A 22,982-nucleotide genomic window follows, 5' to 3' on the forward strand; every position below is an offset into this window, starting at 1 on the left:
CGGGCTACCTGGACATGGTCGCCGCCGAGCTCAACGACCGGCCCCGCAAACGCCTCGGCTGGCGCACCCCCGCCGAAGCCCTCGACCAACTACTGTCGGAACAGTCAGATCCACACGGTGTTGCACCCACCGCTTGAATCCGCCGGCCGAAACCTCACGATGATTCCTCACGAGGGGTCGTTGCGGAGGCTCGTGAGGACGGCCTCGGTGAAGGACTCGGTGCTCGCTGTGCCACCGAGGTCCGCGGTCTTGGTTCCCCCGGCCAGGACCTCGGTGAAGGCTCGCTCGAGCCGGGCTGCGGCGTCCTGCTGGCCGAGGTGCTGCAACATCATCGCCCCTGCCCAGATGGCCGCGACCGGGTTGGCCAGTCCCTGACCTGCGATGTCCGGAGCGCTGCCGTGCACGGGCTCGAACAGGGAGGGATGGCGGCCCTCGGGGTTGAGGTTGGCGCTGGGGGCGATGCCGATCGATCCGGTCACGGCCGCCGCCAGGTCGGACAGGATGTCACCGAAGAGGTTGGAGGCCACGATGACGTCGACGCCCTCTGGCTTCAACACCAGGCGGGCGGCGAGTGCGTCGACCAGGACCTTCTCGAGGGAGACACCGTCGTACTGGGCGACCGTTTCCTGCACCACCTCGTCCCAGAACGGCATGGTGTGGATGATGCCGTTGGACTTGGTCGCAGAGACCAGCCGGCCCGAGCGCGACGAGGCCAGCTCACTGGCGAACCGGGTGACCCGCTCGATTCCTGCCCGGGTGAAGACCGCGTCCTGGACCGCGAACTCGTCGGGCTTGCCGCGGTGGAAGCGCCCGCCGACCTCGGAGTACTCGCCCTCCACGTTCTCCCGGACGATCACCATGTCGACGTCCTTGTCGCCCACCGGCGACGGCACACCGGGGAGGGTGCGGTTCGGTCGCAGGTTGGCGTACTGCTCGAACTCGCGACGGATCGGGATCAGCAGGCCCCACAGCGTCACGTCGTCGGGGATGGAGGCATCGCCCACGGCGCCGAGAAGGATGCCCTGGCCGGAGGAGAGCTGCTCGATGCCGTCCTCCGGCATCATCCGGCCCGTGGCGTGGTAGTGCTCCGAGCCCCATGCGCGATGCCGCCACTGGATGCTGAAGTCGCCCTGGGAGGCGACCTCATCGAGGCAGGAGATGGCCGCCGGGACCACTTCCTGGCCGATCCCGTCTCCGGGGATCACGTCGATCGTGTAGGTCTCGCTGTTGGGCACGGGCTCATCCTCTCGCGGTGGCCCTGCAGTCTATGGGAGCGCGGGTCGCGGTTCAGAACCCCAGCTCGGTCAGGCCGGGGTGCCCCTCGGGCCGCGGCTGGCCGCTCTCCCAGCGCAGCACGCGCTCGGACTCCTCGATCGGCACGTCGTTGATGCTGGAGTGCCTGGTGTGCATCAAGCCGTTCTCGTCGAAGTCCCAGTCCTCGTTGCCGAAGGAACGCCACCACTGCCCCGACGGGTCATGGGACTCGTAGCAGTAGCGGACCGCGATGCGGCTGCCCTCGGTCGCCCATAGCTCCTTGACGAGGTGGTAGTCCAGCTCCTTGGACCACTTGCTGCGCAGGAACTCGACGATCTGCTCGCGTCCCTGCACGAAGCTGTCCCGGTTGCGCCATCGGCTGTCCTCGGTGTAGGCGAGGGCCACCTGTTCGGGATCCTGTCGGTTCCAGGCGTCCTCGGCTCCCCGGATCTTCTGGATGGCCGACTCCCGGGTGAAGGGAGGGACTGGGGGCTTGACCGTCATAGCGGCTCCGATCTTCTCGTGGTCCACGTGGCCCGCTGCCACGGTGACCTGTTCAGGTCAACCGGCACCGCGGGGGTTGTCATTCCCGCGCGGCCCGCAGCGGCCCCTCGGGCGCGGACAGGGCGCGAGTGTTGGGGGTGCGTGGTCCGGCGTCGCCGGGGTAGAAGGCACACGCCACCACCGACCAATGGAGGGCCAACCGTGAGCGACGACGACGTGGGGACGACTCAGCCCTCGAGCCGGCACCGCCCCGAAGCAGGCGAGGGGAAGGTCTCGTCCCCGACGAAGCTGACCGGGGCGGCGTGGAAGTACGTTGCCCGGAGGACCTTCCGCGAGTTCTCGGCGGACCACTGCACCGATCTGGCGGCCGCACTGACCTACCGGGCACTGCTGGCCCTGTTCCCCGGGCTGATCGCCGTGCTGGGGCTGATCTCGTTGTTCGGCAAGAGCAAGCAGAGCATCGACACCCTGCTCGGCCTCCTGTCGGACGTCGGCGGGGCCAAGTCGGTCGACACCCTGCGGCCGACGGTGGAGTCCCTCGCCCACAGCTCCGGTGGCGGACTGGCCTTCGTGCTCGGACTCGCCGGCGCGGTGTGGTCGGCGTCGGGCTACGTCGGGGCTTTCGGACGGTCGCTGAACCGCGTCTACGACATCGAGGAGGGCCGGCCGATCTGGAAGCTTCGGCCGTGGATGTTGCTCGTGACCTGTGTGCTCGTCGTGCTGGTGGCGGCCGTGCTGCTGGTGCTGGTCGTCTCCGGCCCCCTGGCCGAGGGGATCGGCAACATCATCGGGTTGGGGTCCACCGCGGTCACGGTCTGGCAGATCGCGAAATGGCCCGCCCTGCTGATCGTGCTCGTCCTGATCGTGGCGATCCTCTACTACGCCACGCCCAACGTGAAACAGCCCAGGTTCCGCTGGATCAGCGTCGGTGCCGCAGTCGCCATCATCACGTGGCTGGTGCTGTCGCTCGCCTTTGCCTTCTACATCGCGAACTTCTCCAACTACAACAAGACCTACGGCACGCTCGCCGGTGTCATCGTCTTCCTGTTGTGGCTGTGGATCACCAACGTGGCTCTGCTCTTCGGCGCCGAGCTCGACGCCGAGATGGAGCGCGGAAGGGAGCTCCAGTCCGGCCTACCGGCCGAGGAGCGGCTGCAGCTCGGGCTGCGTGACGACCGTGGCATCGTCAAGCGCCGCGAGCAGGGGGACGAGGCCGAACGGCGGGGCGCCGAGCTCCGGCGCACCGAGGGACGCAGCTCCGACGACCCGCACGACCACCGGGAGTGAGATCCCGCCGGACGGGTAGGAAGCCGCCGAGAGGGAGGGAGCCGCTATGCGTGCACTGACGTGGCAGGGCCCGCGGAAGGTCGAGGTGACCGACGTCCCGGACCCCGGGATACAGCAGCCGACCGACGCCGTGGTCCGGGTGACGTCCACGGCGATCTGTGGGTCCGACCTGCACCTGTATGACGTGTTGGCGCCCTACCTGTCCCCGGGCGACGTGCTGGGGCACGAGTTCATGGGCGTCGTCGAGGCGGTCGGCGACGACGTCGGGGACCTGGAGGTCGGAGACCGGGTGGTCGTGCCGTTCAACATCTCCTGCGGTCGGTGCTGGATGTGCCGCAACGGCCTGCAGTCGCAGTGCGAGACCACACAGGTCACCTCCCAGGGCAAGGGCGCGGCGCTGTTCGGCTACACCTCGCTCTACGGTTCGGTGCCGGGTGGGCAGGCCGAGTACGTGCGGGTGCCCGAGGCGCAGTACGGGCCGATCAAGCTTCCGGGGGAGGGGCCGGACGAGAGATACCTCTACCTCTCCGACGTGCTCCCGACCGCGTGGCAGGCGGTGCGCTACGCCGATGTGGCGCAGGGCAGCACGGTCGTCGTGCTCGGGCTCGGTCCCATCGGGCTGATGGCCGCCCGGATTGCCCGCCACCTGGGCGCGGGGCGGGTGATCGGCGTCGACCTGGTGCCCGAGCGGCTGCGGGCGGCGCAGGAGCATGGGGCTGAGACCTTGGACATCCGCGCCGTGGACGACGTCCCGGCCGCGGTGCTCGAGGCGACCTCGGGCAGGGGAGCCGACAGCGTCATCGATGCCGTCGGTATGGAGGCGCACGGCAACCCCGTGGTGGAGCAGGTCATCAAGGGGGTCGGGTTGCTGCCCGACGCCGCGGCCCGCGCGGCGATGGAGAGGGTGGGGGTGGACCGGCTCCAGGCTCTGCACAGCGCCATGCACTGCGCCCGTCGAGGCGGGACCGTGTCGGTCATCGGTGTCTACGGCGGGATGGCTGACCCGATGCCGATGTTGGTCATGTTCGACAAGCAGCTGACGATCCGGATGGGGCAGGCCAACGTGCGGCGCTGGACCGACGAGATCCTCGACGTGCTGCGGCGGGACGACGACGTGTTGGGCGTCGAGACGCTGGCCACCCACCGCTGGCCCTTGTCGCGAGCCGCGGAGGCCTACCCCATGTTCCGGGCCAAGCAGGACGGTTGCGTCAAGGTGGTGCTGCACCCGGACGGTGCGGGCGGCTGAGCCGGGGAGCTGCTGCGGCGTCCGGTCGGCTCACGGCGACTCCGGAAGCGGTTCAGGTGCCGCACCTCCGCCGTGCGCGGCGGACCCCAGGGCCGCAGGGGCGCTCGCCGCCCTGGGTCGTGACCTGACGGTTCCCGGTTGCTCCACTGCTGGGGCACCGGACGGCACCACCGACCCCGGGTCTGCCGGCGGGCTGCTACCTGCAGCAGTGGCTGCGCCGGCCGCAGGCTCAGGGCCGCCGACCGTGAACTCCTTGGACGCGGCGCTGATGAGGAGCGGCGAGATCGTGACTTTGCGCAGGCCCCATCCCGACTCGCTCTGGGCGAACTCGAGCTTCACGAGAGGCGCGGAGTCGAGCGCCTTGCTCAGGGCGGTCCAGCGCTTTCCCCCGTCCGACGTCGCAAACCGCCACAGTGGGGAGAGACGGCTCGTGTCGCCGACTCGTTGGTCCGAGCCTCCGCTGGCCAGCGCCGCGTTGATCTTGCGCGCCGTGTCGAACTTGTCGAAGTCGGACCGCAGCCGGTCCCGGACGGAGGTGGGTGCCCTCCCGTCGGGGTCGGTCAGCCGGACAGGGTTGGACTCGGCGTAGGTGTAGGCCGGCAGCAGGGACGGGTCGTCCACCACCGCACGGGGGTCCTGCGTCAACGCGGGGTCCGGGCTGTAGAGGAACTCCTCCCGCGGGTCGTACCAGCGCTGCCCGAGGTTGATCAGGCCACGGACCTCGTCCAGGTAGCCACCGGCATACAGGTAGGGAGTGCGGTGGATGTCGCTGTGCTCCAGCACCCAGGTCTCCCCGCCCGGGAAGTACTCCAGGTGCTCGAACACGAGCCCCTCGGGGTCGGTGATGACGTTGGTGCTGCCCTGGAGGTCCTTGTGCAGGAAGTATCGCTTCTGTTCGAGCTCGCCGTCGGGCATGGCCTTCTGGGTGGCGATGCGGTCGGTGCCGGCGAAGACGTCCTTCCAGGCGATCTCGCCGTTGAGCACCGTGTACCACTGGTTGACGAAGGCCTTCTCGCCGCCGGGCCCGCGCTCGATGGCCAACCGGCCGGTGTCGTCGTAGGTGTAGCGCGTGGTGCTGCCGTTGTCCGCCACCGAGCTGGCGTGGCCCGTCGCGTCCCAGGTGACGATGCGGCGTTGCCCGGTCTCGTCGTCGGTCCACCCGGTGAGGTTGCCGCCGGCGTCGTGGGTGTAGCTGCGCGTGCCGTTGTGGGTCACCTGGTGCGGCCCCTCGGCGCCGTAGGTCGGGTCGAGCGTGTAGGTGGTGGGCTGCTGCACGAGCCACTTCCGACCGTTGTCGGAGATCTCGTCGGTCTGGGTCTTCGAGGTGATGTTGCCCAGGTCGTCCAGTGTCAGGGTGGAGGAGTAGCGGCGCTGCTTCTTGCCCTGGAACGCGTAGTGCCCGTTGGCCGAGACGAGCCGGTAGTACGGGTCGTACTGGTAGGACTGGGTGCTCGGCCCGCCGTAGAGGCTGGGCTCCGGCGCGGGAAGGGCGTTGTCGGCCTGGGTCACGTTGCCGACCTTGTCGTAGCTGTAGTTGAGGTCCTGCACCTCCCGGTCGGGGGTCACCGTCTGGATCCGGTCCACCAGCCGGTTCTTCGTCCCGTAGGTGTATTCCGTCCACACCCCGTTGCCGGTCTGCTGGAACCGCCGGTCCTGGAACTGGTCGTACTCCAACCGGTCGAGGTAGGTGTAGGTGTGGCCGGCCTTCTCGCCGACCAGGGAGTCCAGCAGGCCGCCTGAGTCGTAGCCGTGCGTGAGCACCTCCCCGTCCGGGTAGTCCAGGGTGAGCAGTCGGCCGAAGGCGTCGTAGCTGAGATCCGTCGTGTACGTGTGGCTCTCGGCGGTCTCGTCGTTGAGGTTGTGCAGCTTCATCGTCGACCGTTCGCTGGCCACCGCGCCCAACGGGTCGTAGGTGAGTTCCTGGTGGCGGGCTCCGTCGTCCACCACGGTGACTCGTCCTGCGGCGTTGCCTGCGGCTCCGGCGTCGCCGTAGCTGTAGTGCACGTCGGGAGTGCCGTCCGGGTGGTCGATCGCCGTCAGCCGGTCCTGGTCATAGGTGTAGCTGATGGCCTGGCCGGCTGCCCGCAGGTTGGCATCCACCTTGCGCACGAGGTTGCCCGCGCCGTCGTAGGTGTCCTGCACCAGCCCCGCATCCGGAGTGTCGGTGGACGTGACGTGGCCCAGCAGGTCATAGCCGTGCGTCGTGGTGTTGCCGCCGGGGTCGGTGACACTGAGCAGCTGGCTCAGCCCGTCATACGCATAGCGGGTGCGCAGGCGAGGCGCGTCCTGCGGCAGCGCGTCCACGATGAGGGTGTTGTCGCGGACGTCGCTGTAGCGGCGCTGCTGGTTGCCGGCGTTGTCGGTGGTCGTCGTCGTGAACACCGTGGACCCGAGATCGGCGGACCCACCGAACCCGTAGTCGTGCGTGGTCGTCGCGCCGCTGGGCCGAACCTCCTTGGTGACCCGGTCAGCCACGTCATACGTCGTCTGCACCGGAGGCACGGGCGAGAGGTTCGTGTTGTAGGCGCTGATCGTGCCGAGAGGCTCCGTGGTGGGATACCACTGCTTGACCAGCCTTCCGAGTGAGTCGAACTCGATCGCGCCGCCGACGGCCATGACGTCGTTACCGCCGGGGTTGTCGCGGCCGGTGAACACGGTGGCGTCCTGCTTGGTCTCGGTCTGCCGGCCCAGGCCGTCGACGAAGGCGACGGTCTGGATCGGGTCGTCCGGGTGCAGCACGTCGAAGTGTGACGCGACGGCATAGCTGTAGTCGTCGAGTCCGGGGGTGTCCCCGGGGTGGTAGGAGAAGTCGACCGTGTGATGGTCGCTGCCCTGCTGGTAGGGGCCGGTGATGCTGACCATCCGGGACTGCGGATCATAGCCGTATGACGTCACCTGGCTGTTCGCGTCGGTGCGGGAGGTGACCAAGCCGGTCGACCCGTCGTACTCCGCGGTCGCGGTGAGCCCGTGGCTGTCCACGGTCTTCGCGATGTCGGTGTGGCGGTCGCCGTCATAGGTGTAGTCGACGGTGTATCCGTCGGGCTGGCCGTCGGGTCCGGGGTGGACGACCTGGTTGTAGTTGCCCCAGGAGTCGAACGTCATGGTGCTGGTGACCGTGGAACCGGAGGAGACCGACTCGACGATCTTGGTCGGTGCCCCGTTCGCGCACAGGTCGGCCGACCCGTCGCGCTGGCGCAGCACCGGGCCGGTCGCGCTCTGCTCGTGCACCACGAAGGTGGCGGGAATCGACAGCCAGCTACCGGGCAGGCAGTCGGAGTAGGTGGTCAGGGCGACGAGGTTGTCGGCATCGGTCTCCGACTCGCCGCCGTCGATCTGCTGCACGAGGTTGCCGCGCCCGTCGTAGGCGAACACGGTGGTGGTCTTCTCCCCGAGGCTCGAGTCCGGGCGGTACCAGGACTGGGTGGTGCTTGCCAGTTGCGGGGCGACGGCCATTCGCAGCAGGCGGGTGCCCGCGGGGTCGGCTGTCGCCGGGGCCAGGTCGGCCGGCTCTCCGGTGGCGAGGTCGATCAGCGACCAGGAGTTCCGGGTCTGCTTGGCCCGGGTCCCGTCTGCCCGCAGGAGGGTGGTGCTCGTCTCCAGACCCGACTCGAAGACGTTGCCGTTGAGGTATTCGTGCTGCACCGAGCGCAGGACCGGGTCGTCGTACGGATCGGCGTCGCCGGCGAACTCGCGCTGCGTCTCCGTGACGGTGCTGAAGCCGAGCAGCTCACGCTCCAACGCGTTGAACGAGTTGCCCTGGTAGGCGAAGGTGGTGAGCAGGGTGTCGGGGCCGTCTCCTGGCCGGCCGTCCTTCGTCGTGACGCTGCCGAGTAGCCACTGGGAGTAAGGCTGGGCGACGCTGTTGCCACCGCGCCGGTAGTCGAGCTCGAAGGAACCGCCGAGCGGGTTGGCCACCGACTTGAGCAGGTTCGTGCGGCCGTGGTTGTTGAGCCGCACCGACATCCCGGAGTCCTCGGTGCTCTTGACGGAGTCGGGGTAACCGTCACCGTTGACGTCGGTCAGCGCGACCTGTGTGGTGCTGACGCTGTGGTCGTAGTGCGCACCGGGGTTGACGATGATGTAGCACGCGGCGATGCAGAGCGGACCGATGCCGAAGGTGAAGTCGGCGCCACCGCCGATGCCCCTGGTGCGTCCGACCGCCGACTGCTGGCCGAGGGGGATGTCGCCGAAGTCGGGGAGGCCCCCGGACAGCTCGAAGGTGCCCTCGGCCATCGTGCCGTACTGGACCTCCTTGGCGAGGCTGGAACCGTTGCCGAAGGCCACCATGACCTTGCCGCCGGTCTGGTGCAGGCGGTCCGCGATGCCGTCACCGTTGACGTCTGCCCAGGAGTAGCTCGACAGGTCCACCGACTCGGTGTCCGAGACACCGCCCGAGAAGGCCTTGTCGTTGATCTCGAACCCGAGGTTCGGGGTGATGGAGCCGGAGTATGACGCGCCGGTCTCGAATCCGCCCTTGGCCCAGGCGATCGGATCGCTGTAGCCGTAGCCGAGGTTGAGCTCGACCGTGACACCGTCGACGCCGGCCTTCACCCGGTCGGGCAGGCCGTCCCCGTTCATGTCCGCGAGGTCGCGCTCGAAGGGCGCGACCGCGTCGTCAGGCAGGTCGGAGAAGCCCTCGTCGCCGCCGACGTCCTGCGTGTTGGGGTTGCTGAACTGGGCGTTGATGCTGAGCCCGGCACCGATCGAGACGCCGTACTCGTCATGGGAGGCTTCTCCACCCTTGCTGGCGGCACCAGGTCCGGCAGCAGCCTTGCCGTTGCTGACCGTCGAATTCTTGCCCGCCGCGGTCGTGTTGCCGAGGGCGTTGGCCTTGATGCCGATCGGTGCGCCACTGAACCCGCCGCCGACAGCGAACGTGGCGTCCTGACGCACCACGTCGGCAGCATCGTGGTGGTCGAGGTAGCCGCCGCGAGGGCCGGTGTACTGCACCTTGCCGGGCGCGACCACGTCGGGGAAGGAGTCGCCGTTCATGTCGAGGTAGTCGAGGAGGCCGAAGCTCGTGCCGCCGGCGAAGGACGCCGACAGCGGGCCGAGTCCTGCGGTGAGGGAGAAGGTCGGTCCGGTCACGGCGAGGCGTCGAGTGGCCCGCGCGTCGCCGCCGGGGGTGGGCTGCAGCGAGTCGGGACTGTCGACGCCGGTGCGGGAGGAGCTCGCGAAGTCGGCGCCGCCGAGCAGGTTGTCCTTGGCTCCCTGCCAGACCGGCACCTGTTGCTTGACCGTCCCATCGGCGTTGCGGACCTCGAGCCAGGTCGGGATGAAGGCGAAGGACTTTCCCTTGGCGGGGTCCTTGTAGGAACCGTCGGAGTTCCAGCCGGTGGGCTTGGAGTCGGGGAAGTCGTCCTGGTCGAACTCGAAGTCGGACTCCACGATCGGCTGGCTCGCGCGGTCGCCGTCGCCGTCGTAGCCGGCGTAGGCCCAGCCGCGGTAGGCCAGCGGGAACACGCCCTGCCGGCCGGCCCAGTACCTGGTGCTGGGCACCGTCGCCGACGTGGTGGCGTCCCCGTCCTTCCAGGACAGTTTGACCGAGGAGCCGAGCACCTTCTCGGAGATCTGCGGGTCGGGCACCGTGATCGCGAACCAGTAGTCCTCGCCCTGGTCCAGGTCGACCGCAAGGTCGGCGGTGCCGATCGAGGTGGCGTCGGCGGCGATCCCGAGCCGCTTCTTGGCGACCAGGACGCCCCGCTGCTTGACGGTCAGGACCGCGTAACCGGCGGGGTGGTCCCCGGCCAGGCTCAGACCCGCGGTGGCCGTGGCGGCACCCTGCACCGTGGAGGTCCATGGCCGGACCGGGACGGCGGCCGCGCTCTGCGGGTAGACGTCGATGTCGGGCGGGATCTGCACCTGGTAGGTCGGCTCGGTCACCGTGCGCAGGAACGTGCCGTTCTCGTCGCGGATGTCGACCGTCTGGGTGACGTCGAGCGTCTTTCCGCCCGCGGTCGCCGACGTGTAGTAGAGCTGCGGGGTCCAGGACAGGTCGGAGACGTCGATGGGCGAGTCGACGGCAAGTCGCACCTGGATCCGGTCGCCGCTGCCGGGTTGGTCCTGGTCGGGGGCGGCCACGTCGAAGTCCGTCGCCACGTCCACCGGCGTGGTGGAGGCGTGACCGGCGGGGATCGTCTGGTGCCAGATGACGGCGCCGTTCCTGATCACCTGCACGGTGACGTCGTCGGTGGTGACCGACGGCTTCACCAACGCTCCGGCCAGGTGCACTGTGCCCTTCAGCGGCATCAGGACGGTGGTGTGCGGTCGTCCGGCGAGCGTGAAGTCCGCCTTCGCGTCATACCGGGTCTGACTGCGGCCGTTGACGTCTGCCGGAGCGGTGGACGTGTCGTTCTGGACGGACGTGTAGTCGATGACGGGCTGCCAGTCGACGCGGTCGCCGGCTCCGTCGTCGACCGACTGCACGCGGAAGTAGATGTGATCGCCGCGCTGCACGGTGACGCCGCCGACGCCGGTGGGGGAGACCGTGGCCCCCGGGGTGGTCATGCCCGCGTGCCAGAGCTCGTCGCCGTTGCGCTGGATGGCGACCCGTACGCCGTCGCCGTGCGCGGGAGTCCAGGACTTCCCGGTGTCGTCACGAGGATCGTAGGTCGCCGCTCCGGCGACGGAGACGGTTCCGGAGTAGGGGGCGACCCAGCGCCGCACGGTGTCCTGCAGCGGGGACTGGTCACGCGCCTGCGCGGCGAGCCCCTTCAGCCGCTCGATCGTGCCGATGTCCACGGTGCCGTCGTCGATGGGCACGGACGTGGCGCCGGAGTCGGAGCCGAACGTCGGCACGCCGGTGACGCCGAGGTGGTTGAAGAAGACGTCGCCGGCGTGCACGAAATCGGGCAGTCCGTCGTTGTTCACGTCGGTGAAGTAGTCCTCGCCGATCGCGAAGTCTGCGCCGATGCCGAACTGGACCGCGACACCCGGATAGGCCTCAGGCCCGCCACCGAAGCCCACGTGGGCCTCGGTGGAGAGCTGGTCGACCGGCTGGTCGATCACCTGGTGAGCGGCGCCGAACGTCGGTGTGCCCGACGCGCCGGGACCGCTCGTGTTGAGGCGGTACTGCACCGTCTTGCCCGGGCCGGAACGGAACACCTTGTCGGGCAGCATGTCTCCGTTGATGTCCATCAGCTCTGCGACGCCTTCGGTGGCGCCACCGCTGATGGTCAACGAGCCGCCGAACGATCCCACCTTCAACGGGTCGGCCGGGTTGAAGCCCAGGTAGGCGTGCACGTCACCCGCGTTGGAGACCGAGCCGCCGAGCGCACCGACGTCCAGGATGTCGCCGAGTCCGTCGTCGCCGGTCTTCCAGTCCTGGGCGGCCGCGAATCCCTGGTAGACCCCGGCGGGGTCCTGCGCATCGTCGTAGTAGTCGAGTCTGTGGGTGGCGTAGACGTTGCCGTCCGACCCGGCACGGCCCACGGACGTCAGCAGCGACTTGCCGAACGGACCGGTGTCGTAACTGAAGGTGTACCGACCCGAGAGCACGTCGTGGGTCGGCCGCGCGGAACCATCCGTGGCCGGTGCCCCGTAGTAGACGGAAACGCTTGCCAATCGGTCCGAGGTCACCTCCAGGAATCCGCCACGACCGCTGATGATGTGATCGCCCGCGCCCTTGTCACGGGTGAACACGACCTTGTATGCCGGGTCGTCCGGCACGCCCTTGGCCAGCGACCCGGTGTACTCGACACTCTTCAGGTACATCTGGCGCCCGAGGGTCTCCTGGTCGTGGCCGACTCCGGTGCCATCGACCTCCTCGTAGCTGTAGCGCACGATGTTGCTGCTGACGTCTGTCTCGGCCGTGAGGCCCCAGCGGTAGGCGTTGTCGTGGTCGTCGGTGAGGATCGCGGCCGGCACTCGGTGCTCGGTCCCGTCCGGGAGCGGCTCCCCGCCGTAGTAGCGATGGTTTCCGGCCTTGTCCTCCACCTCCCACCAGTAGTTCTTCGGGTTCGTGCCGTGGCGGGTGATCCGTTCCCGTTCCGTGTCGACTCGCCGGGAGAAGTCGTCGCGCTCCGGCTCGCGCTGCGCGAACGTGGACCGGACGGCGGTGGGACTCAGGACCTCGCCATCGAGCGTGTAGGTCTCGCTCTCCTTGTCGGGCAGGTAACGGGGGACACCCCATCGGGTGTCGACGCCCACGCTTCCTACGTCGAGGTTCCAACCCATGCCCATCCAGCCGTCACCCGCCGACGAGTCGTAGGAGAGGGTCAGGTCGGGTTGCATCCCGGCCCGTCCGGCTGGGATGTCGAGCGGGAAGCTGATCGCGGCGCTGCCATGGCTGTTCGCCTGTGGGGGTTGCATCAGGTTGATCTGCGACCCTGGGTCGGCGTACTGCAGGCCGTCCAGGTCTCCGGCCCCGAGGTCCTGCGGCGTCGTCTGTCCCTCACGGGCCAGGGTGCTCGACGCAGCGCCGGACAACGCCTCGGAGTTTGCGGGCATCGGTGAGGCAATCACCAGTGCCAGCGCGGTGGTTGCCGCGACCGCGGCGACGAGTAGGCGACCGGGACGTGCAGACATGGTTCTCCTCGAGCGTGGCCACGTCAGTCGGCGTCGGAACCGCAGCGAGGAGTCCCTCGTCTACAGGCTGGCCACGCAAAACACGGGGGGACAAGGACGGTGGGCCGAGGAGCGGCTGCAAGACTCGCTCGTGGCGACTGCGATGACGCTTGGTCTGGGCGATCGGTCACTCCCCGCACATGGGATGGAGGAGGAAGGGTCGAGCGCCCCGGATGCCCGCCCTGGGGCGAGCCGCCGATTCACGTTATCGGCGCCCTCTGCGGTCGGCCATAGTCAGTTGGGACTAGTTCCAGGCAGACTGATTAGATCGCGGACCGAAAAACGACCACTTCTTGAACAACCCTTGACTCTCCGAGAGTGCACGGATGCCGTGTGATCGCGGACCGACCTCAATGTGCAGCAGGGAGAGGTGTCTTGGGGTCAGGCGGCGTGCTCCGACTTGCGTGGTCTGCCGCGGCGACGCTTGCGGGCGATGACGTGCCCGTCCTGCAGCAGCTCACCACCCCAGACGCCCCACGGCTCGGCTCGGTCCAGGGCGCCGGCGAGACACGCAACTCGGAACGGGCAGCCAGCGCAGAGAAACTTGGCGGCCTCGATGTCGTCGGGCAGGTCGCTGAAGAACAGCGCCGACCCGGACCCGACGCAGGCCAGACTTCGGTCGTCGGTGGTCACGGGAGTCCTCTCGGTGGTCCTCGAGGACCAGCCAACGACCTCAAGTGCGGTTGAGGTCAAGCGACACCTGAGCGGGCCGCGCGATCGCGGCCGTCGTCCCCTGAGGTCGCCGAGCCATCGTCACGCCGTCGGGTTTGGTGGTGCCCATCCGTGAATGCGGTGCACCCATTTCGCAGTGCTTCCGCAGCTGCCGCTAGATTTGTCGATCACAGGCGCAAATGTTGCTAGGCTCCAGGTCATGGCCAGGTATCGCATCCGGCAGGCGGCCGAGCTGCTCGGCGTGAGCGACGACACGGTCCGCCGCTGGGCAGACGCGGGGCGGTTGGCCACGTCCCCGGACGGCTCCGGCCGCCAGACGATCGAGGGCGCGGACCTGGCGGAGTTCGCGGAGGGCCTCGCGGCCGGTGCCGAACGTCCCGTGCCGCGGCCCGTGGTGTCCGAGTCGGCTCGCAACCGCTTCACCGGCTTGGTCACCAAGGTCACCCGGGACACCGTGATGGCGCAGGTCGAGATGCAGGCCGGGCCGCACCGGATCGTCTCCCTGATGAGCCGTGAGGCCGCCGACGAGCTCGCCCTCGAGCCCGGGGTGCTCGCCGTTGCCTCCGTGAAGTCGACCCATGTCGTCGTCGAGGTCCCCGCAAGTGACTGACGCCTCCGTCCCGAGGCGACGGCCCGTGCACCCACGACCCGCACTCGGGAGGCGCGGGGGTGCGGTGGCGGCGGGACTGGCCATCGCTCTGGTGCTGTCGGCCTGCGGGACGAGCCGGCCCACGGCTCTTGACCGGCCGTCCGGCCAGAGCCAGAGCACAGCGGGGCCGGCGGCGACCGATCAACCCTCCGGCGGCGAGGTCGCGGGGACGGTCAACGTCTTTGCAGCCGCTTCGCTCACCGAGACGTTCACCACCTTGGGCCGTCAGTTCGAGGAGGCCCACCCGGGCACCAAGGTCGTGCTCAACTTCGGCCCGAGCTCCGGGCTGGCCACCCAGATCAACCAAGGCGCTCCGGCCGACGTCTTCGCGTCGGCCTCCACGACCAACATGACGCAGGTCCTGAAGCAGGGAAACGCCGACAGGGCCACCACCTTTGCCAAGAACGTCATGGAGATCGCGATCCCGGCCACGAACCCCGCGCACGTCACCGGGGTGGACGACCTGGGGCGGCCCGGGCTGAAGGTGGCCGTGTGCCAACCGGAGGTGCCCTGCGGGGTCATCGCCCGCCGGGTCTTCGCCAAGGCGGGTGTCAACGTGACGCCCGTGAGCCTGGAGACCGACGTGAAGTCGGTGCTGACCAAGGTGGCGCTGGGCGAGGTGGACGCCGGGCTGGTCTACGTCACCGACGTCAAGACGGCGGGCAGCAAGGTCGCGGGGATCCGGATCCCGTCACGGGTGAACGCCTCGACCGACTACCCGATCGCCGTGCTCAAGCACTCAGGCAACGCGGCGGCGGCGCGGGCGTTCACCGACTACGTGCTGTCCCCCCACGGCGGGTCGGTCATGAGGTCCGGCGGGTTCACGAAGCCATGACGTCGAACCGGTGCCGCGAGAGGGTGAGGTAGCGACCGTGACGGTCCAGCGAAGGGTCGCGGAGGCCACCCGCTCGGCGCGCGCGATCCGCACTGTCAACGACCGCGGCGGGGTGCCGTGGCCGCTGGGCGTGCCGGCACTGCTCGGCGCACTCTTCCTGCTGATTCCGTTGTTGGCGCTGGTGATTCGTGCCCCGTGGCGCGGCCTCGGCGGGATCCTGACCGACAGCCGGGTGCTGGATGCACTGCGCTTGTCGCTGGTGTGCGCGACCTGCGCGACGGTGATCTCGGTGCTGGTCGGCGTGCCCCTCGCCTGGGTCCTGGCGCGGTCGCGCGCCCGGGGTGTCAGCCTGCTGCGTGCCCTCGTCACCCTTCCGCTGGTGCTGCCGCCGGTGGTGGGTGGCGTGGCCCTGCTGCTCGCGTTCGGCCGCGAGGGAGTGCTCGGTCGATATCTCGACCAGTGGCTCGGCATCACCCTCCCGTTCACCACCGCCGGAGTCGTGATGGCCGAGGCGTTCGTGGCGATGCCCTTCCTGGTCGTCACGGTGGAAGGAGCGTTCCGCGCCGCCGACCGGGGCTACGAGGAGGCGGCAGCGACCCTCGGGGCCTCCCGCCTGACGATCTTCCGCCGCGTCACGCTGCCGATGATCGTCCCCTCGCTGGCCGCCGGCGCGGTCCTCGCCTGGGCGAGGGCACTCGGCGAGTTCGGCGCCACCATCACCTTCGCCGGCAACTTCCCGGGACGAACCCAGACGATGCCGCTCGCGGTCTACCTCGCGTTGCAGACCGACCCCGAAGCGGCGATCGCGTTGTCCCTGGTGCTGCTCGTGGTGTCCGTCGCAGTGCTCGCCGGCCTGCGAGACCGGTGGCTGCGCGTGGGGCGTGAGGGGTGAACCCGGTCCCCGGTGCCCGCAGCGCATCGCCACCCCGCCCCCCAGCCGGGGACCCGCGCACTGAGCCCTCCCTGCGCGTCGACGGTTGCGTCGACCGCGGCGACTTCCGGCTCGAGGTCTCGCTCCGCGTCGGCCCCGGGGAGGTGCTGGGCGTGCTGGGTCCCAACGGCGCCGGGAAGAGCACGCTGCTGCGGGCGCTCGCCGGGCTGACCGCGCTCACCAGCGGTTCGATCCACCTGGGCGACGTGGCTCTGGACGACGTGTCGGGAGAGACGTTCGTGCCGCCGCAGCGCCGGCCGGTCGGGCTGGTCTTCCAAAACTACCGGCTCTTTCCCCACCTCGACGTGCTGGACAACGTCGCCTTCGCACCGAGGTCGCAGGGCGCGAGCCGGCGCCGGTCGCGCGAGCTCGCGGGGTCCTGGCTGGAGCGCTTCTCCATCCGCGAGCTCGCGTCCCGGCGCCCGGCTCAGGTCTCCGGCGGGCAGGCGCAGCGGGTGGCCCTCGCCAGGGCGCTCGCCGGGCAGCCCCACCTGCTCCTGCTGGACGAGCCACTCGCGGCGATGGATGCCCGCACCCGGTTGGACGTCCGCACCACCCTGCGACGTCACCTCGCCGACTTCACCGGTCCCGTCGTCCTGGTCACCCATGACCCGCTCGAGGCCATGGTCATGGCCGACCGGCTGCTGGTCATCGAGCACGGCAGGGTGGTCCAGGAGGGGGCTCCTGCGCAGGTGGCCCGGCGCCCCGCCACCGACTACGTCGCGCGCCTGGTGGGCCTCAACCTGTATGCCGGCAGGTCGGACCCGGGCACCGGCACCGTTGCGCTCGACGATGGTGGGTCGCTCGTGGCGACGACCGATGCCGCCCTCGTGGGCGACCGCGTGCTGGTGGTGCTCCGCCCCTCCGCCATCACGCTGCACACGGAACAGCCGGAGCACTCCAGCTCCCGCAACGTGTGGCCCGGGACGGTCGACAGCCTCGAGCTGCTCGCCGACCGGGTCCGGGTGCAGGTCGTGGGTCGGCCGTCGGCCCTGGTCGACGTGACCCCTGCCGCGGTCGCAGAGCTGCGCCTGCAGCCGGGACAGGACGTGTGGCTCACCGCCAAGGCCACCGAGGCCGAGGCCTATCCCGACGTGACCCGAGGCTGACCGCCAACCGCTGCCGTCCGGCTGGCGCGGCGGGAGCGGGCTGCATGCTCGAGGGGCGCCGGGTGTCCCATGGCGGCGCCCCACGGCCAACATGCGACAGGATGGGCGGATGAGCCGCTCTCGCAGTACCCCCGAGGTCGTCGACGCCGTGGTTGTGGGCGCGGGGCACCACGGACTCGTCGCGGCCGCCACGCTCGCCGACGCGGGCTGGGACGTGGCCGTGCTCGAGGCGCGCGAGCACGTGGGGGGAGCGGTCTGGTCGGTGGACCGGGACGGCTGGGTGCTCGACGAGTTCAGCGCCTGCCACCCGCTGGCCGCCGCGTCGCCGGTCCTCACCGAGCTCGGCCTGGCGGACCACGGACTGCGCTGGTGCCGCTCGGACACGGTGCTGACCCACGTCGGCTCACCGCACGACCAGCGTGGAGCCGTGATCCACCGCACGCCTGAGGAGACCGCCGCCGCACTGGCCGAGGAACATCCCGCGGACGGGCAGGCCTGGTTGGACCTCGTTGCCCAGTGGGGTCAGCTGCGCGGTCCCCTGCTCGACACCCTGCTCACCAGGTGGCCGCCTGTCGCTCCCGGCGCACGCCTCGCGGCGGCCGTGGGCGCGCGGGACCTCGCGAGGTTCGCACGGTTCCTGCTGCTCCCGGTCACCCGGATGGGCGAGGAGCTCTTCGAGGGGGAGCGCGGACGGGCCCTACTCGCCGGCAACGCCATGCACGTGGACATCCCGGCAGACGCAGCGGGCAGTGGGGTCTTCGGCTGGCTGCTGGCCATGCTCGCGCAGGACGTCGGCTTTCCCTCACCCGAGGGCGGGTCGCGCGTCCTGGCGCAGGCGCTCGCGTCGCGTGCCGAGGTGGCCGGAGCCTCCATCAGCACCAATGACGCGGTCACCGCGATCACGGTGCGCGGCGGCCGCGCGGACGTCGTCCACACGGCCGGGGGCCGCTCTCTACGTGCCAGACGGGCCGTCATCGCGGACACCAGCGCCTCGGCCCTGTATGACGGGCTGCTCACCGACCTCACGCTGCCGCGCCGGTTCCGAGACGAGCTGGACCGGTTCGTCTGGGACCTGCCGACGGTCAAGCTCAACTACCGGTTGAGGCAGACCGTGCCGTGGACGGCACGGTCTGCCCGGGACTCGGCCGTGGTGCACGTCGGCGCCGACGTCGACGGCCTGGCGCGGTGGTCGACCGACCTGTCCACCGGGCAGCAGCCGCCACAGCCGTTCGCCCTGGTCGGTCAGATGTCGACCATCGACCCCTCGCGTTCCCCGGACGGCACCGAGGCGATGTGGCTCTACACGCACCTGCCCCGCGATGTGGTCGACGACGGGAGCGCCGACGAGCTCGTGCAGCGCTCGGAGGTGATGTTGGACGCGTTCGCGCCGGGGTGGCGGGACCTGGTCATCGACCGCTGGACCCAGCGACCGTCCGACCTCGAGTCCGCCGACGCCAACCTGGTCGGGGGCGCCGTCGGCGGTGGCACGTCCCAGCTGCACCAGCAGCTCCTCTTCCGGCCGGTGACCGGTCTGGGTGGGCCCCGGACGCCCGTGGAGAACCTCTATCTGGGCAGTGCCGCCATCCACCCCGGCGGGGGAGTGCACGGGGCGTGCGGCTACCTCGCGGCTCGGGCGGCTCTCGGCGACCACGGCTGGTGGGGACGGCCGCGTCGACGGCTCGGCCTGGCGGCACTGCACCGCCTCTATGGAGCACCCGGCGAGTGAAGCCCCGTCAGCCCATCACGCTGAAGCTGGAGTCGGGGTTGACCGGGCGCCGGCGGCTGTAGTCACCGAGGTCGGCGTACTGCCCGGTGAGGGGCAGATCCACCCGCACGGGCTCGGCGTCGTGGTCGTGACCGTCCTCGCAGCTGCGGATGATCTCGGCCAGAAACCGACCGACGATCGGTGCGTTCTTGAACTGGTTGCCACTGGTGCCGATCGCCACGTAGAAACCAGGCAGCGCGGTGCGGTCGTAGATCGGGATCCAGTCGTCGGCGACGTCGTAGACACCAGTGACACCGTGGGGCGTGTTGGGCACCCGCAGCTCGGGCATCCGCCGCGCGGCGCGGTAGACCTGCGCCTCGTAGAGCTCCTTGGTCACGGTCGGCACGTAGGTGTCGGGGTCCTCCAGCCACTGCAACGGGTCACACGCCGGCTCGGCGCCGCCCACGAGCAGCTGGCCGCTGGGGGTTCCCCGGGAGTAGGTGCCGAGATCGAGGTCCATGACCACGGGTTGCGCGACGCCGTGGCCGTCCGGGGCGGGCACCTCGTGGACCTCCTGACGCATCGGGCGAGTCCGCACCGAGAAGTCCTCGAGGACGCCGGCGAGACCGTTGACGTGGCCGGAGTGCGGCCCGGTCACGTTCACCACGACCGGCGCGTCGATCCGCTCGCCGGAGGCGAGGTCGATCCCCGCGACCCGCCCGCCGTCACGGCGGACGGCGGTGACCTCAGCACCGAAGCGGAAGGTCGCACCGCGGCGCCGAGCCGCCGCCATCAGGTTGTGCGCGGCCAGCGTGGGATCGTCCACGAAGCCGCTGTCCGGAGTCCAGTATCCGGTCAGTTCACCGGTCGGGTCGTCCCAGAATGCCTCGTCCGCAAGGGATTTCGGCGGGTAGTGTCGGCCGGGGTCCACCTGGGGCAGCCGCCTCCTTATGGTCTCGGCGTCCCACTCCTCATAGGTGACACCGACCTGGTCGAACAGGTCCAGCACCTTGCGGCGGTCCTGCTCGGGGGAGTCGAGGTAGAGCGACCCGGTCTGGTGGAAGCGCGCCATACCGGCTTCGTCGGCACCACCGAGGTGCTCCTCCCAGCGGGCCCAGAGGTGCTTCGCCTCCCAGGCCGCCGCGACGCCCGTGCGCGTGGAGTAGTTGAAGCGGACCACGGCGGACGACGCGCTGGTGGAGCCCTGCCCGGGGCCGTGCCCACGGTCGACCACGGTCACGGCCCATCTGTCGCGGGCGAGCTCGTGGGCGACCGAGCACCCGATCACTCCCGCACCGATGACGACGACGTCTGCGGTCGGCATGCTTCCTCCAAAACCCGGGCTGTGCGCTGCGCGCCCCAGCGTAGCCCCGGCCGTCGACTGCTTCTGCGACCGTGCCCGGCTCAGGCCGTGGCGAGCCCCGCTGCCCTGGCCACGAGCTCGAACGAGCGCAGCCAGGCCTCGCGGCCAGGAGCAGAGGAGACCAGGATGAGCTCGTCGGCCTGCGCGTCCTTGGCGAATCGGTCGAGGTAGTCGCCCACCTCGTCCGCGGTGCCCACGCCGGTGTAGTGCATCATCTGCTCCGCCTGCTGGCCGGCCGGCGATGCAAGGAGCAGCTCCTCCTCGTCGGGAGTGAACGTCCGGCCCCGACCGACCAGCTGCCGGACCCGGGTGCGCTTCGCGGCCTGGTAGAGATCGTCCGCCTCGTCGGACGTCTCGGCGGCGATGACGTTGACGCCGGCGATCACATACGGCTCCTGCTGCTGTGCCGAGGGCTGGAAGTCGCGTCGGTAGAGGGTGACCGCGTCGTGCAGGGCGCCGGGCGCGAAGTGTGAAGCGAAGGAGTAGGGCAGTCCGAGCGCGGCCGCGAGCTGCGCGCCGAACAGCGAGGAGCCGAGGATGAACAGCGGCACGTCGGTGCCCTTGCCGGGCGTGGCGTCGATCCCGGCGATGCGCGACTGCCCGGTCAGGTAGCCCTGCAGCTCGAGGACGTCCTGCGGGAAGCTGTCGGCCGAGCCCGGATCACGGCGCAGCGCGCGGGCCGTCTTCTGGTCACTGCCCGGGGCGCGGCCCAGGCCCAGGTCGATCCGCCCGGGGTGCAGTGACTCCAACGTGCCGAACTGCTCGGCGATCAGCAACGGCGCGTGGTTGGGCAGCATCACCCCGCCGGCCCCCAGCCGGATCCGCTCGGTGTGCGCGGCGACGTGAGCGATGAGCACGCTGGTGGCCGAGGACGCGATGGTCGGCATGTTGTGGTGCTCGGCGTACCAGATCCGCCGGTAACCCCACTCCTCGGCGCGCTGAGCCATCTGGACGCTGGCGCGGAAGCTGTCGGCGGCCGTCTCGCCCTTGCCGATGTGGGCGAGGTCCAGGATCGACAGGGGAACGGTGGTCACGGCATACCAGCCTCTCGTCGCGGTGCGTTGGGTGTGAGCGGTGCCGCTCGGGCACCGTTGCTCGGTCGGTCCAACCACCCCGGGCACCGGGTTCATTCCTGCGATGCTCGCGCGTCGCCTCGGGGTTGATCCCGCCGTCGTCAGCGCTCCCTCCATCACCACCTTGGTGGACGCCTCCGGACTGATCGACCTCGTCCTCATCGCCCGGGGTCGTGCTCGGGGTGTGACGTCGCCTCGCCCGTAGCCTTGGGTGATGCACCTCGTGGGTGGCCAGGCCTTCGCGGACCGCCGCGACGCCGGGCGAGCGCTCGGCGAACGGCTGGCCACGTATGCCGTGCCCGGCGACGTGGTCGTCCTCGGGTTGCCCCGTGGTGGCGTCCCCGTGGCAGCGCAGGTCGCGACGCGGCTCGACTGCCCGCTCGACGTCCTCATCGTCCGCAAGATCGGGGCTCCCGGGCAGCGCGAGCTCGCTCTCGGCGCGGTGGCGACGGCCGCCGGTGTGCAGGTCACCGTCCGCAACCACGACCTGCTGGCCGACTTGCGGGCGACGGGTCTGCCGGACGGCGTCTTCGAACGGGTCGAGCGTCGCGAGCTCGAGGAGCTGGCCCGGCGGGAGGACGCCTATCGCGAGGGACGTGCGCCGGTGTCCCTGACCGGCCGCGCTGTGATCCTCGTGGACGACGGCCTCGCCACCGGCGCCTCGATGCGGGCGGCCGTCACGGTGGTGAAACGGTTGGGCCCGTCGGCCGTCGTGGTGGCCGTGCCGGTGGGGTCCGATCAAGCCTGTGACGACCTGCGGCCGATGGTGGACGCTCTGGTGTGCCTGCGGCGGCCGCACCCGTTCCGTGCGGTGGGATACGCCTATCGCGACTTCTCGGAGACCTCGGACGATGAGGTGAGCGCGATCCTCCATTCGCCACCTCAATAAACACGGGATAGTCCGTGGTAAAACATCTATGATCGGACCCACGAGGAGGCCGATCATGGACAACACGAACAGCCAGGCCCCGCAACTGGTCGTCTACGGGGACTTCGCCGATCCGTGGAGCTACCTGGCAAGCCAGCGCATCGATGCGTTGCAGGAGGCGGGCTTAGACATCGCCTGGCGGGCGATCGAGCGGCACCCGAGGACGCCCGTGAAGGGACGACGGCTGGACGCCCAGACCCGGGCCGAGGCGGCGCGCGTCCTGGAAGAGGTGCGGGCGCAGTGCGGCCCGGACGAGTTCGTACCGGTGGACCCGCCCGACCTCGTCCCGAAGACCGAGGCGGCGGTGTCCGCCCACGCGGAGGCCGTGGGCGCCGGGGTGGCCGACCAGGTGCGCCGCCGGCTGTTCGCGGCGTACTGGGAGGACGGTGTCAACATCGGTGACCCGGAGGTCCTGCGGACCCTGCTGGCCGGCGACTTCATCCGGGGTCATGCGACCTCCGACCCGGTGCGGCGCTTCGGGTATGCCGTGGCGATGACCCGGGCACCGATCACGACGGCCGCGTGGCGCCGGATCAAGCAGTCCAGGGAGCGGTGGTCCAGCCTGCACCAGGCCGAGCTGCCGACCGTGGTCGAGGGCGGCGTCGCCTCCTCGGGACAGCGGGCCTGCGAGTACCTCGGCGTCCGCGTCGCCCGGCACCGGCGCAGCCCCGCTGCCCCTTCGTGGCTGGTCGCCCGCGACATCCGGGTTCCCGTCGGCGCGGTGCATCCTCCGGCCACCTGGCTCACCCAGGTCGGCGACCCGTGGCAGCGGGAGAGCCGGCTGTCCAGCGCCTGACTCCCGGCGCCTGACTCCCGGCGCCTGACTCACAGCGCCTGACTCCCAGGGCCTGGCTCTCGGTG

At 70.1% G+C, this 22,982-nt stretch carries 16 protein-coding genes and 1 pseudogene; 11 read left to right on the top strand and 6 right to left on the bottom strand.

Features of this window, described 5'->3' with window-relative positions:
- Positions 1-137, top strand: a pseudogene (locus FCN22_RS22925) (IS30 family transposase); the annotation flags it as partial.
- A 30-nt stretch (positions 138-167) separates the two neighbouring features.
- On the opposite strand, the gene FCN22_RS06525 reads toward FCN22_RS22925, so the two are convergent.
- Together FCN22_RS06525 and FCN22_RS06530 are read right to left on the bottom strand one after the other, a co-directional pair.
- Positions 168-1,235 (bottom strand): tartrate dehydrogenase, encoded by a 1,068-nt coding sequence (locus tag FCN22_RS06525; protein WP_137120749.1) that lies wholly within the window; start codon positions 1,233-1,235, stop codon positions 168-170.
- Between the two features lie 52 nt (positions 1,236-1,287).
- Entirely contained in the window at positions 1,288-1,758 is a 471-nt protein-coding gene (locus FCN22_RS06530; RefSeq protein ID WP_137120750.1) for a nuclear transport factor 2 family protein, read from the bottom strand.
- 201 nt (positions 1,759-1,959) lie between these two features.
- On the opposite strand from FCN22_RS06530, the gene FCN22_RS06535 reads away from it, so the two are divergent.
- Entirely contained in the window at positions 1,960-3,045 is a 1,086-nt protein-coding gene (locus FCN22_RS06535; protein ID WP_162308146.1) for a YihY/virulence factor BrkB family protein, read from the top strand.
- A 46-nt stretch (positions 3,046-3,091) separates the two neighbouring features.
- Positions 3,092-4,291: a zinc-dependent alcohol dehydrogenase gene (locus FCN22_RS06540; RefSeq protein WP_137120752.1), complete on the top strand. Its 1,200-nt coding sequence runs from the start codon at positions 3,092-3,094 to the stop codon at positions 4,289-4,291.
- A gap of 30 nt (positions 4,292-4,321) precedes the next feature.
- Here the strand turns inward: FCN22_RS06540 and FCN22_RS06545 are convergent, their stop codons facing one another.
- Positions 4,322-12,817: a SpvB/TcaC N-terminal domain-containing protein gene (locus FCN22_RS06545; RefSeq protein ID WP_137120753.1), complete on the bottom strand. Its 8,496-nt coding sequence runs from the start codon at positions 12,815-12,817 to the stop codon at positions 4,322-4,324.
- Between the two features lie 420 nt (positions 12,818-13,237).
- The gene (locus FCN22_RS06550) at positions 13,238-13,489 is read right to left on the bottom strand and encodes a WhiB family transcriptional regulator (RefSeq protein WP_202911443.1); all 252 of its coding nucleotides are present in this window, start codon (positions 13,487-13,489) and stop codon (positions 13,238-13,240) included.
- Between the two features lie 238 nt (positions 13,490-13,727).
- On the opposite strand from FCN22_RS06550, the gene FCN22_RS06555 reads away from it, so the two are divergent.
- The 5 genes from FCN22_RS06555 (at position 13,728) to FCN22_RS06575 (ending at position 18,778) form a co-directional block, all read left to right on the top strand.
- Positions 13,728-14,138 (top strand): TOBE domain-containing protein, encoded by a 411-nt coding sequence (locus FCN22_RS06555; protein WP_137120755.1) that lies wholly within the window; start codon positions 13,728-13,730, stop codon positions 14,136-14,138.
- Complete coding sequence (modA, locus tag FCN22_RS06560; RefSeq protein ID WP_238384560.1) at positions 14,131-15,012, top strand: molybdate ABC transporter substrate-binding protein; 882 nt, start codon at positions 14,131-14,133, stop codon at positions 15,010-15,012. The genes FCN22_RS06555 and modA overlap by 8 nt, the downstream gene beginning before the upstream one ends.
- A gap of 37 nt (positions 15,013-15,049) precedes the next feature.
- Positions 15,050-15,904 carry an ABC transporter permease gene (locus FCN22_RS06565; RefSeq protein WP_137120757.1) on the top strand — a complete coding sequence of 285 codons (855 nt, stop codon included), beginning with the start codon at positions 15,050-15,052 and terminating at the stop codon, positions 15,902-15,904.
- Between the two features lie 71 nt (positions 15,905-15,975).
- Complete coding sequence (locus tag FCN22_RS06570; RefSeq protein WP_137120867.1) at positions 15,976-17,052, top strand: ABC transporter ATP-binding protein; 1,077 nt, start codon at positions 15,976-15,978, stop codon at positions 17,050-17,052.
- 109 nt (positions 17,053-17,161) lie between these two features.
- Positions 17,162-18,778, top strand: coding sequence for a phytoene desaturase family protein (locus FCN22_RS06575; protein ID WP_137120758.1), 1,617 nt, complete (start codon positions 17,162-17,164; stop codon positions 18,776-18,778).
- 7 nt (positions 18,779-18,785) lie between these two features.
- Here FCN22_RS06575 and FCN22_RS06580 read toward each other — a convergent pair whose 3' ends face one another.
- Complete coding sequence (locus FCN22_RS06580; protein ID WP_137120759.1) at positions 18,786-20,081, bottom strand: NAD(P)/FAD-dependent oxidoreductase; 1,296 nt, start codon at positions 20,079-20,081, stop codon at positions 18,786-18,788.
- An 80-nt stretch (positions 20,082-20,161) separates the two neighbouring features.
- Positions 20,162-21,154, bottom strand: a complete 993-nt coding sequence (locus FCN22_RS06585) for an LLM class flavin-dependent oxidoreductase (protein WP_238384562.1) — start codon at positions 21,152-21,154, stop codon at positions 20,162-20,164.
- Between the two features lie 103 nt (positions 21,155-21,257).
- On the opposite strand from FCN22_RS06585, the gene FCN22_RS22670 reads away from it, so the two are divergent.
- Genes FCN22_RS22670 through FCN22_RS06600 form a run of 3 tightly spaced genes read left to right on the top strand, consistent with a single transcriptional unit; the run spans position 21,258 to position 22,917 of the window.
- Entirely contained in the window at positions 21,258-21,398 is a 141-nt protein-coding gene (locus tag FCN22_RS22670) for a magnesium transporter (protein WP_338016634.1), read from the top strand.
- Between the two features lie 9 nt (positions 21,399-21,407).
- On the top strand, positions 21,408-22,082 hold the full coding sequence (locus FCN22_RS06595) for a phosphoribosyltransferase (protein WP_137120762.1): 675 nt from the start codon (positions 21,408-21,410) through the stop codon (positions 22,080-22,082).
- 55 nt (positions 22,083-22,137) lie between these two features.
- Positions 22,138-22,917, top strand: a complete 780-nt coding sequence (locus tag FCN22_RS06600; protein ID WP_162308147.1) for a DsbA family oxidoreductase — start codon at positions 22,138-22,140, stop codon at positions 22,915-22,917.
- Positions 22,918-22,982 lie beyond the last annotated feature (65 nt).

This window comes from Segeticoccus rhizosphaerae (assembly GCF_005222685.1).
Lineage (GTDB): Bacteria > Actinomycetota > Actinomycetes > Actinomycetales > Dermatophilaceae > Segeticoccus > Segeticoccus rhizosphaerae.

Coding starts and splice junctions, on each gene's coding strand:
- FCN22_RS06530 (WP_137120750.1), bottom strand. CDS start 1,758: ATGACGGTCAAGCCCCCAGTCCCTCCCTTCACCCGGGAGTCGGCCATC.
- FCN22_RS06540 (WP_137120752.1), top strand. CDS start 3,092: ATGCGTGCACTGACGTGGCAGGGCCCGCGGAAGGTCGAGGTGACCGAC.
- FCN22_RS06545 (WP_137120753.1), bottom strand. CDS start 12,817: ATGTCTGCACGTCCCGGTCGCCTACTCGTCGCCGCGGTCGCGGCAACC.
- FCN22_RS06555 (WP_137120755.1), top strand. CDS start 13,728: ATGGCCAGGTATCGCATCCGGCAGGCGGCCGAGCTGCTCGGCGTGAGC.
- FCN22_RS06575 (WP_137120758.1), top strand. CDS start 17,162: ATGAGCCGCTCTCGCAGTACCCCCGAGGTCGTCGACGCCGTGGTTGTG.
- FCN22_RS06580 (WP_137120759.1), bottom strand. CDS start 20,081: ATGCCGACCGCAGACGTCGTCGTCATCGGTGCGGGAGTGATCGGGTGC.
- FCN22_RS22670 (WP_338016634.1), top strand. CDS start 21,258: ATGCTCGCGCGTCGCCTCGGGGTTGATCCCGCCGTCGTCAGCGCTCCC.
- FCN22_RS06595 (WP_137120762.1), top strand. CDS start 21,408: ATGCACCTCGTGGGTGGCCAGGCCTTCGCGGACCGCCGCGACGCCGGG.
- FCN22_RS06600 (WP_162308147.1), top strand. CDS start 22,138: ATGGACAACACGAACAGCCAGGCCCCGCAACTGGTCGTCTACGGGGAC.